The sequence below is a fragment of the Gordonia sp. (in: high G+C Gram-positive bacteria) genome, assembly GCF_012515855.1.
Taxonomy (GTDB): Bacteria; Actinomycetota; Actinomycetes; order Mycobacteriales; family Mycobacteriaceae; genus Gordonia.
In genome coordinates this window covers 1-9,149 of sequence record NZ_JAAYXO010000066.1, presented here as the reverse complement: position 1 = coordinate 9,149, position 9,149 = coordinate 1, and the positions used below count along the sequence as shown (strand labels likewise).

The window sequence follows — 9,149 nt, the reverse complement described above, 5'->3', positions numbered from 1 at the left end:
GCCCGTTTGTAGCGGCGGGAGCGCTCGGGGTCGGAGACGATGTCCGCCCAGGCCGCCACCGGGTCGCCCAGCCTCTGCTTGGCCTCCCGGTACATCTGCAGCAGCACACCCCGGACGTACGGATAGCGCACCCTCGTGGGCGAATAGGTGTACCAGGAGAAGGCCGCGCCGCGGGGGCAGCCGCGCGGCTCGTACTCGGGGCTGTCGGGGCCGACGGAGGGGTAGTCGGTCTGCTGCGACTCCCAGGTGATGATCCCGTCCTTGACGTACACCTTCCAGGAGCACGAGCCGGTGCAGTTGACGCCGTGCGTCGACCGGACGATCTTGTCGTGACTCCATCGGTCCCGATAGAAGACGTCGCCTGCGCGACCGCCCTCCCTGAAGACGGCCCGACTGTCGTCGGTCTCGTCCCATCTGGTGAAGAATTTGCCAATGTCTAGCAGGGCACCTGCTGCCGAGCCCTGAACCGAGTCGGACGCTGTCATGGCCTCACATTAGGACTCTTGCATGCCAATTTTGGTGCGAAACGGGCTCACAGCCGCAATCGGCTCACTTGGGCGGTAGGCGATGGGGGTGCAGGCCTCAATTCAGTGGGGTCGGAAGTCCCTTTCCTTCCGAAGCTCCTGCGGAGAGGTCGTTGAAAGCGGACAATGCGTCGGGCTGATCCGCAGTGTTCGACGTGACCACTCGGTGGTCACGTCGAACACTGTCAAGTGCCGTAGGCGGCGGGTGCTGTCGCGGTACTTTCGTAGCGCAGCGGAAGAATCGCCCTATGGGAACGGAACGTGCGTATGCGACGGCTCGGAAACGCTCTTGCGGGAGTACGGGGTGCTGATCGCGCTGGTGGGCGGGATCAGCCGCAGCGGCAACCGGATCGGACTCGACGCCGCCGACGGCACCTGGTTCCTCTGGGTGGTCGCAACGCAGTCGGTGGCGGTCTCGACCGCGGCCTACGCGAAGATCGCCCACTCGGACGTCGCGGCGACCCTCGCGGTCCTGTGCTGGGGGTTGGGTGTCCTGCAGCTGATCCTGGTGGCGACGATCGTCGGTGCTCGCCTGATCTTCGTCGGCGTCGGGCCGACCGACGAGACCGCACCGTACTGGGTGTTCATGGGATCGGGCGCCATCTCGATCCTCGCGGCGGCCGAGGTGCTCGGCACCGCTGAGGAGCAGATCGTGTTTCCGCGCGATGTGGTCGGCGGCGTCGCCATGGCGATCTGGGCGTTCGGCACCTGGCTGATCCCGCTGATCATCGGGCTGATGCTGTGGCAGCGGACGCGCCCGAATTCGCCGCGCGGTTATCGAAGCGCGCTGTGGGCCATGGTGTTCCCCATCGGCATGTACGGCGAGTCGTCGCGTCAGCTCGGTTTCATCCGCGGCACCGAGTGGCTCGACGACCTCGGCACCTGGGAAGCCTGGATCGCCTTCGCGGTCTGGGCGGTGGTGTTCGTCGGGATGCTGTATGCCGGGCTGAGGCGCGTGTCGCGGCCGACGACGCCGGCGTGAATCAACAACAGTGTTCGACGTGACCACCCGGTGGTCACGTCGAACACTGTTGCCGGCGAACGTCGCAATCGGGCGATGAGCACGGCGTCGGCGTGCTCTCCCATCCGTGGCGCCGCATGACGAGGCTGAGTTTTGCGGCGGTGGAGCACGACCTCACGGTCGCCTGGCCCCAACACAGTCGGAGCGTGCGGCGGTCGACGAATACCGCAGCGTCGAGATCTCGCTCCATGTCGCGATCACGGGAGAGCGCGTCGTCGTGGAAGAGGCGCCCGTCGAGCTCGACGATCAATCCGAGGTCGGGATATTCGAGGTCGCGGAACCCCGGTTTGCTCACCGTCGTCGGGGCTTGCCGCAGTGGGGAAGGGAGTCCGTGCGGGCGTTCCACCCGAGTCAGGAACCGGTGCTCCAGTGCTGAACAGGTTCCGCCGGCGACGTCGCCCAAGACGTCGCGGATGAGATCGCGATGGCGGATGCGCCGACGACGCTCGAGCGCGGTGCGGAGTCGCCCGGCGGTCGTGAGCCGGGCCTGCACCGGATCCGCAAGGGCCGCGATGACCGTCAAACCGGTTGTCGCTCGGGCGGCGACGTCCAGTACCGCTTCCTCGACCCTGACCCGGGGAGGCTTCGCGTTCGCCATGGTGTCGGCCGCGAGATTCTTCCGGTGGTGGAAGGCGATGCCGGGCTTCGGGGTGATCCGCCTCCCCGACGCGATCGCGACGTGGATCGTGTCGTTGCCGCCGAGGCGATCGGCGTTGCCCGAGGCGACGAGCAGCGCAGATTCGTCGCTGAGTGCGGCAGGCGCAGCCAGCAGGACGGCGCACCACGCGCGCTGCAGCCAGGTCATCGGCCCGGTGTGGGTGATGTAGATGCCCGGGTACACGGCGCGCCACGCACCGCCGCGAAGCCGTCGGCGAATGTAGGCGGAATCCAGGCCGCAGGCGAGGACCTGTCCGCGCGTGACGGTGTGCTCTTGGTCGCGCAACAAACTCGCCAGTCGTGCAGGAGCGATGTCGTCCACGGTGATACCCATGCGCTGAGTGTGGGCTGACGGGGCGCCGGCGGAAGGCGATCGATCCGCTTGTGGATAACTTCGGGCGACCGCGCGAGATTTCAACAGTGTTCGGCGTGACCGCCCGGTGGTCACGCCGAACACTGTTGATTGTGAAGTTCGCGGGAGCCGCGGTCAGCGACCCAGGAAACCGCCGAGCATGCCGCCGACACCGGCATCCTGGCCCTGACCGGTGCCGCCGATGAAGCCGCCCGGCGGCTGCTCCGACGGCTGTACGACCACGAAGCCCTGGCCGCCGAAGGCCAGCGTGAAGCGTTCTCCGGTGCTTCGGCCGATCAGGGTGCCGAGTCCGAAGGAGTCGTTCGTCTTCACCGAGGTCCGCAGGCTCGACGACCACGCGACCGCGGCCTGCGGGTCCGCGAAGGTGTCGCCGGACACGTTCAGCACCACGGGACCGCCGTTGGTGGTGATGGCGATGCGGCCGCGCCCCTGGAAGACGCAGTTGTACATGCCCGCGTTGCTCATGGCTCCGGCGCCGCGCATGCGTTCGACGTTGTACGACAGGGTCGGTTCGAAGGCGAGGACGTTGGCGCCGTTGATCGTCAGCCCGTCCGAGCCGTCGAGGTCGATGAGGTGCACCTCGGATGCGTTGTCGGCGAGGAACAGGTCGCCCTGGCCGCTGACCTTCATCAGCGGGACGCCCTCGCCGGTCATGGCCTGCCGCACCATCCGGCTCATCCCACCCGAGCCGAGTGCCTCGAAGTGCAGGTTCCCCTGGTACGCGACCATCGATCCCTGGCGGGCCATCACCTCGCCGTTGAGGCCGACGCGGCACATCTTGCTGCCCTGCTTCTGGATGCCGTGGTCCTGGACCTCGGCGTGGGACGGCGCGAACAACTCGCTCTGCATGGACACTCCTGGTGACGGGGAAGCGGACGGCACGGCGGCGGACGCGGCGACCGCCGGATTGGGAACGGGGGCGGGGGTCGGTGCTCCGGGCCGACTCTGGGCGGTGGTCGGTGCGGTGGTCGGGGGCCACGGCTGCGGATCGCTGACCCGCGGTGCGGGCGTCGGCGCGGGTTCCGGCTCGTCGATCGAGATGCCGAAGGCGGTGGCGAGACCTGCCAGACCGGTGTCGTAGCCCTGTCCGACGGCACGGACCTTCCAGGCGTCGCCGCGGCGATAGACCTCGAGGCACACCACCGCCGTCTCCGACGTCAGGCCCGGAACCACGAAGTCCGCGACGGGTGTGCGCGCCGCGTCGAAGACCGTGGCCTGTAGGGCGCCCGCCGTCGCGAACGAGGTGGGTCCGGTCCCGTCGAGGCTGGCGGTGACCGCGATCGTCTCGATCGCGGCCTCGACCCCGACGGTGTCGACGGCGACCGTGTCGACCGCGCCCTCGTCGCGGTACTGCACACCGCGCGCGGAGGGCTGGTTGTAGAAGACGAAGTCGTCGTCGGACCGAACCCGACCGTTCGCGGTCAGGAGCAGGGCCGAGGTGTTGACCGGCGACGCACTGCGCACCTGGACGATCACCTTCGACGACGGCAGCGGCAGATTCTCGCCGGGAGACAGGGACCTCACAGAAGCGATGGTACCGACTGGCCACTCACGCAGGGAGCGCCCAGCGCCCCGACTGACCCGCCGATCAGCCTTGCCGTCAGGGGACGGTGATTTGGGGATCGGCCGCTCGAGTCCCTACAATGTTTCAGGTTGCCTGGGTGAAGTGTGCCCCCAGGGCCCACAACTTCATATAGCTCGAGGTGCCGGCGAAAAGCCAATGGCATCGCGAGCGTGAAAATGCACAACTATCCACTTCGTGGAAGGCCCACCAGTGCCAACCGGGAGAAATTCCGGGGACACCGCTGCATGGGAACCGCTACGAGAAAGGTTGACGGTCGAACCATGACCATGACTGACCCGATCGCAGACTTCCTGACGCGTCTGCGTAACGCCAACTCGGCGTTCCACGACGAGGTCTCGCTGCCCTCGTCGAAGATCAAGGTGAACATCGCCGAGATCCTCAAGCGCGAGGGCTACATCACCGACTTCCGCGTCGAAGACGCCGAGGTCGGCAAGAAGCTCACCGTGACCCTCAAGTACGGCCCGAGCCGCGAGCGCAGCATCGCCGGTCTTCGCCGTGTCTCGAAGCCCGGTCTGCGCGTGTACGCAAAGTCCACCAATCTGCCTAAGGTCCTCGGCGGCCTCGGCGTGGCGATCATCTCCACGTCGTCCGGCCTCCTCACGGATCGCCAGGCAATGAACCAGGGCGTGGGCGGCGAAGTCCTCGCGTACGTCTGGTAAGGGGAGCGAAGAAAAATGTCGCGTATTGGTAAGAACCCCATCGCAATTCCCGCAGGCGTCGACGTCGCCATCGACGGACAGAACGTCAAGGTCAAGGGCCCGAAGGGCGAACTGAGCTTGACTGTCACCTCGCCGATCGAGGTTGCGACCGAAGACAACAACATCGTCGTCACCCGGCCCAACGACGAGCGTGAGAACCGTGCCCTGCACGGCCTCAACCGCTCGCTGGTGAACAACCTGGTCGTCGGCGTCACGCAGGGCTACACCACCAAGATGGAGATCTACGGTGTCGGCTACCGCGTTCAGGCCAAGGGCAAGGACCTCGAGTTCGCTCTCGGCTACAGCCACCCCGTGCCGATCGAGGCTCCGGAAGGCATCACCTTCGCGGTGGAGTCCCCGACTCGTTTCTCGGTCTCGGGTATCGACAAGCAGCTAGTCGGCCAGATCTCGGCGAACATCCGTCGTCTGCGTCGTCCGGACCCGTACAAGGGCAAGGGCGTTCGCTACGAGGGTGAGCAGATCCGCCGCAAGGTCGGAAAGACGGGTAAGTAAGACATGAGTGAAGCAACTGTGCGTAAGCCCATCGGCAAGGACGTTTCGACCCGTCGTCGCACCGCGACCAACCGTCGTCACTTCCGCCTGCGCAAGAAGATCAACGGCACTGCTGAGCGTCCGCGTATGGCGGTCAAGCGCAGCAGCCGTCACATCCACGTCCAGGTCATCGACGACCTGACCGGTCACACCCTCGCCGCCGCCAGCACCATCGAGGCTGACGTGCGCGCCGCAGGTGGCGACAAGTCGGCTCAGGCCGCCAAGGTCGGCGAGCTGGTCGCAGCTCGCGCCAAGGCTGCGGGCATCGAGGCTGTGGTCTTCGACCGCGGCGGCAAGAAGTACCACGGCCGCATCGCGGCTCTGGCTGACGCCGCCCGCGAGGGAGGCCTGAAGCTCTGATGTCGATCATGAAGATGACCAACAAGTTCAACGGAGGGGACCTCTGATGCCCGGACGTCAGCGTGACGGCGGAAACGGACCCGCCGGCAACAACAGCAACAACAGCAACGACAACCGTGGAGAGCGTCGCGGTCGCGGCGATCGTCGCGACAACCGTGGCCGCGAGCGCGAGGAGAAGAACCACCTCGAGCGCGTGGTGACCATCAACCGCGTCTCGAAGGTCGTCAAGGGCGGTCGGCGCTTCAGCTTCACCGCACTCGTCGTGGTCGGCGACGGCCAGGGCATGGTCGGCGTCGGATACGGCAAGGCCAAGGAAGTTCCGGCAGCGATTCAGAAGGGCGTCGAAGAGGCTCGCAAGAACTTCTTCCGCGTTCCGCTGATCGGCGGCACCGTGACCCACCCGGTTCAGGGTGAGGCTGCGGCCGGCGTCGTGATGCTGCGTCCCGCCAGCTCCGGTACCGGTGTGATCGCCGGTGGCGCTGTGCGTGCCGTCCTCGAGTGCGCCGGTGTCACCGACGTCCTCGCCAAGAGCCTCGGCTCGGACAACGCGATCAACGTGGTTCACGCCACCGTCGCGGCGCTCAAGATGCTGCAGCAGCCTGAAGAGGTCGCCGCACGTCGTGGACTGCCGATCGAAGACGTTGCTCCGGCAGGCATGCTGCGCGCCCGCGCAGCCGCTGCAGCTAACAAGGGAGCCTGAGTCATGGCTGAACTGAAGATCACCCAGATCAAGGGCACCGTCGGTACCAAGAAGAACCAGCGTGACAGCCTGCGCACCCTTGGCCTCAAGGGCATCCGCAAGACTGTCACCCGCGAGGACACTCCGATCAACCGCGGCCTCATCAACGTGGTTCGTCACCTCGTGACAGTCGAAGAGGTTTAGTCATGACCATTAAGCTGCACCACCTTCGTCCCGCACCGGGCGCGAAGACCGAAAAGACCCGCGTGGGTCGCGGTGAGGGTTCCAAGGGTAAGACCGCTGGTCGCGGCACCAAGGGCACCAAGGCGCGCAAGAACGTTCCGGCCCGCTTCGAGGGCGGCCAGATGCCGATTCACATGCGCCTGCCGAAGCTCAAGGGCTTCACCAACCGCAACCGCGTGGAGTACCAGGTCGTCAACGTCGGCGACATCTCCCGTCTGTTCCCGGAGGGCGGCACCATCGGTATCGCCGATCTGGTCGCGGCCGGCGCCGTTCGCAAGAACGAGCTCGTGAAGGTCCTCGGCAACGGTGAGCTGACCGTCAAGGTCGACATCACCGCCGACAAGTTCACCGGCTCCGCTCAGGAGAAGATCGCCGCCGCTGGTGGCACCGCGACGCAGGCCTGAGCCTCCGCCGCATGCAGAACTGCCGATCCGGTCAGGTGAGTGGACGAGCGACAATTGTGTCGCCGCACCGCGCACCTGACCGGTGGTGGTTCTGGGACTGTTAAAGTTTCACCCGTGGGCGTCCGTCGTCGGACGCCCGGGTTATTTCCGAGTCGACCGCCCATGCACGATGAGGCTCGTATCCCGTCGATACTGCGCCCACCGAACTGCGGTGCTATAGGAGGAGTTAGTGCTTTCCCCCCTCGTGGCGACCTTCAGGTCGCCCGACCTGAGGAAGAAGATCTTCTACGCCCTCGGCATCCTCGTGCTCTATCGCATCGGAGCGACGCTGCCGTCGCCAGGCGTGGACTTCCGCGAGATCAACCGATGTGTTGATGCAGCCAGCCAAGGCGACTCGGGCCAGATCTACTCGCTGATCAACATGTTCTCCGGTGGCGCGCTCCTGCAGCTGTCGGTGTTCGCGATCGGCATCATGCCGTACATCACGGCCAGCATCATCGTTCAGCTGCTCACCGTGGTGATCCCGCGGTTCGAGCAGCTCCGTAAGGAAGGCCAGTCCGGCCAGACCAAGATGACGCAGTACACCCGCTACCTCACGGTGGCGCTGGCACTGCTGCAGTCGACCGGCATCGTCGCCCTGGCCGCCACCGGCAACCTCCTCCCCGCCAGCGGCGAGGACTGCAACCCCGACCAGATCCTGCAGGACACGTCGATCCTGGGCCTCTCGATCATCGTCCTGGTGATGACTGCGGGCGCCTGCCTCGTCATGTGGTTCGGCGAGCTCATCACCGAGCGCGGTGTCGGCAACGGCATGTCGCTGCTGATCTTCGTCGGCATCGTGGCACGCCTCCCTGCAGAGGGTCGCACCATCCTGCAGCAGCGCGGCGGCCTCACCTTCGGTCTGATCTGCGTCGCCATCGTCCTCATCCTGGTCGCGGTGGTCTTCGTCGAGCAGGGCATGCGTCGCATCCCGGTCCAGTACGCCAAGCGCATGGTCGGTCGAAAGATGTACGGCGGTTCGTCCACCTACATGCCGATCAAGGTGAACACCGCGGGCGTCATCCCGGTCATCTTCGCGTCGTCGCTGCTGTACATCCCCCAGCTGATCCTGCAGCTGACCGGCGGTCAGAACACCGACGGCGAGACTGCAGGCTGGAAGCTGTGGCTGGAAGCGAACCTGATCAACCCGTCGAGCTGGTTCCACATCACGTTCTACTTCCTGCTCATCATCTTCTTCACGTACTTCTACGTCGCGGTGACCTTCAACCCGGAGGAACGCGCTGACGACATGAAGCGGTACGGCGGCTTCATCCCGGGTATCCGTCCGGGCAAGCCGACGGCCGACTACCTGAGCTACGTGCTCAGCCGGATCACGCTGCCCGGTTCGCTGTACTTGGGCATCATCTCGATCCTCCCGAACCTGTTCATGGATCTGAGCGGTGGCACCGGCCAGAACATTCCGTTCGGCGGTACCGCGCTGCTGATCATCGTGGTCGTCGGCCTCGACACCATCAAGCAAGTGAACAGCCAGTTGATGCAACGCAAGTACGAAGGGTTCCTGAAATGAGACTCGTCATCCTCGGACCGCCCGGAGCGGGCAAGGGCACGCAGGCAGAACTGATGTCGGAAGCCCTCGGCATTCCGCACATCTCCACCGGCGATCTGTTCCGTGCGAACATCTCGCAGGGCACGCCCATCGGCGTCGAGGCCAAGAAGTACCTCGACTCCGGAAACCTGGTCCCGCCGGAGATCACCGTCAGCATGGTTCGCGACCGCGTCGCCGAACCGGATGCGGCCAAGGGCTTCATTCTCGACGGCTTCCCGCGCTCCACGGAGCAGGCGGTGGCACTCGAGGGCATCCTCGAAGACCTGTCGGCCAAGCTCGACGGCGTCCTCTCGTTCAAGGTCGACACCGAGGTCGTCGTGGAGCGCATGCTCGCTCGCGGCCGCGGTGACGACACCGAGGACGTCATCCGCAACCGCATGGCGGTGTACGAGGCGGAGACGGCTCCGCTGCTCGATCACTACGCGGACCAGGTCACCGAGATCGACG

The 9,149-nt window shown here is 65.8% G+C and carries 11 protein-coding genes and 1 pseudogene; 9 read left to right on the top strand and 3 right to left on the bottom strand.

From position 1 onward, the window contains the following. A pseudogene (locus GX543_RS04595) lies at window positions 1–485 on the bottom strand (nitrate reductase subunit alpha); the annotation flags it as partial. A gap of 328 nt (window positions 486–813) precedes the next feature. On the opposite strand from GX543_RS04595, the gene GX543_RS04590 reads away from it, so the two are divergent. Then, complete coding sequence (locus GX543_RS04590) at window positions 814–1,506, top strand: hypothetical protein (RefSeq protein ID WP_290850113.1); 693 nt, start codon at window positions 814–816, stop codon at window positions 1,504–1,506. Window positions 1,507–1,540: 34 nt separating this feature from the next. Here GX543_RS04590 and GX543_RS04585 read toward each other — a convergent pair whose 3' ends face one another. Both GX543_RS04585 and GX543_RS04580 read right to left on the bottom strand, forming a co-directional pair. Next, on the bottom strand, window positions 1,541–2,536 hold the full coding sequence (locus tag GX543_RS04585) for a type IV toxin-antitoxin system AbiEi family antitoxin domain-containing protein (protein WP_290850111.1): 996 nt from the start codon (window positions 2,534–2,536) through the stop codon (window positions 1,541–1,543). Between the two features lie 153 nt (window positions 2,537–2,689). Then, on the bottom strand, window positions 2,690–4,108 hold the full coding sequence (locus tag GX543_RS04580; protein WP_290850115.1) for an AIM24 family protein: 1,419 nt from the start codon (window positions 4,106–4,108) through the stop codon (window positions 2,690–2,692). Between the two features lie 312 nt (window positions 4,109–4,420). Between GX543_RS04580 and rpsH the strand changes: the two genes are divergently transcribed. The 8 genes from rpsH to GX543_RS04540 all read left to right on the top strand — a co-directional run. Next, window positions 4,421–4,819: a 30S ribosomal protein S8 gene (rpsH, locus tag GX543_RS04575; protein ID WP_290850109.1), complete on the top strand. Its 399-nt coding sequence runs from the start codon at window positions 4,421–4,423 to the stop codon at window positions 4,817–4,819. A gap of 15 nt (window positions 4,820–4,834) precedes the next feature. Beyond that, complete coding sequence (rplF, locus tag GX543_RS04570) at window positions 4,835–5,371, top strand: 50S ribosomal protein L6 (protein WP_290850107.1); 537 nt, start codon at window positions 4,835–4,837, stop codon at window positions 5,369–5,371. A gap of 3 nt (window positions 5,372–5,374) precedes the next feature. After that, window positions 5,375–5,770, top strand: coding sequence for a 50S ribosomal protein L18 (rplR, locus tag GX543_RS04565; RefSeq protein WP_290850105.1), 396 nt, complete (start codon window positions 5,375–5,377; stop codon window positions 5,768–5,770). A gap of 46 nt (window positions 5,771–5,816) precedes the next feature. Then, on the top strand, window positions 5,817–6,470 hold the full coding sequence (gene rpsE, locus GX543_RS04560) for a 30S ribosomal protein S5 (RefSeq protein ID WP_290850104.1): 654 nt from the start codon (window positions 5,817–5,819) through the stop codon (window positions 6,468–6,470). Window positions 6,471–6,473: 3 nt separating this feature from the next. Then, complete coding sequence (gene rpmD, locus GX543_RS04555) at window positions 6,474–6,653, top strand: 50S ribosomal protein L30 (RefSeq protein ID WP_062393706.1); 180 nt, start codon at window positions 6,474–6,476, stop codon at window positions 6,651–6,653. Window positions 6,654–6,655: 2 nt separating this feature from the next. Beyond that, a complete protein-coding gene (rplO, locus tag GX543_RS04550; RefSeq protein WP_290850102.1) occupies window positions 6,656–7,096 on the top strand; it encodes a 50S ribosomal protein L15 in 441 nt (146 codons plus the stop codon). Window positions 7,097–7,325: 229 nt separating this feature from the next. After that, the gene (secY, locus tag GX543_RS04545; RefSeq protein ID WP_290850101.1) at window positions 7,326–8,663 is read left to right on the top strand and encodes a preprotein translocase subunit SecY; all 1,338 of its coding nucleotides are present in this window, start codon (window positions 7,326–7,328) and stop codon (window positions 8,661–8,663) included. Continuing rightward, the coding region (locus tag GX543_RS04540; RefSeq protein ID WP_290850100.1) for an adenylate kinase at window positions 8,660–9,149 on the top strand (490 nt) is incomplete at its 3' end. The genes secY and GX543_RS04540, both read left to right, overlap by 4 nt.

Excerpts from the sequence above, each read along its gene's own strand:
- GX543_RS04585 (WP_290850111.1), bottom strand. The coding sequence starts at position 2,536 with ATGGGTATCACCGTGGACGACATCGCTCCTGCACGACTGGCGAGTTTG.
- rpsH (WP_290850109.1), top strand. The coding sequence starts at position 4,421 with ATGACCATGACTGACCCGATCGCAGACTTCCTGACGCGTCTGCGTAAC.
- rplF (WP_290850107.1), top strand. The coding sequence starts at position 4,835 with ATGTCGCGTATTGGTAAGAACCCCATCGCAATTCCCGCAGGCGTCGAC.
- rplR (WP_290850105.1), top strand. The coding sequence starts at position 5,375 with ATGAGTGAAGCAACTGTGCGTAAGCCCATCGGCAAGGACGTTTCGACC.
- rpsE (WP_290850104.1), top strand. The coding sequence starts at position 5,817 with ATGCCCGGACGTCAGCGTGACGGCGGAAACGGACCCGCCGGCAACAAC.
- rpmD (WP_062393706.1), top strand. The coding sequence starts at position 6,474 with ATGGCTGAACTGAAGATCACCCAGATCAAGGGCACCGTCGGTACCAAG.
- rplO (WP_290850102.1), top strand. The coding sequence starts at position 6,656 with ATGACCATTAAGCTGCACCACCTTCGTCCCGCACCGGGCGCGAAGACC.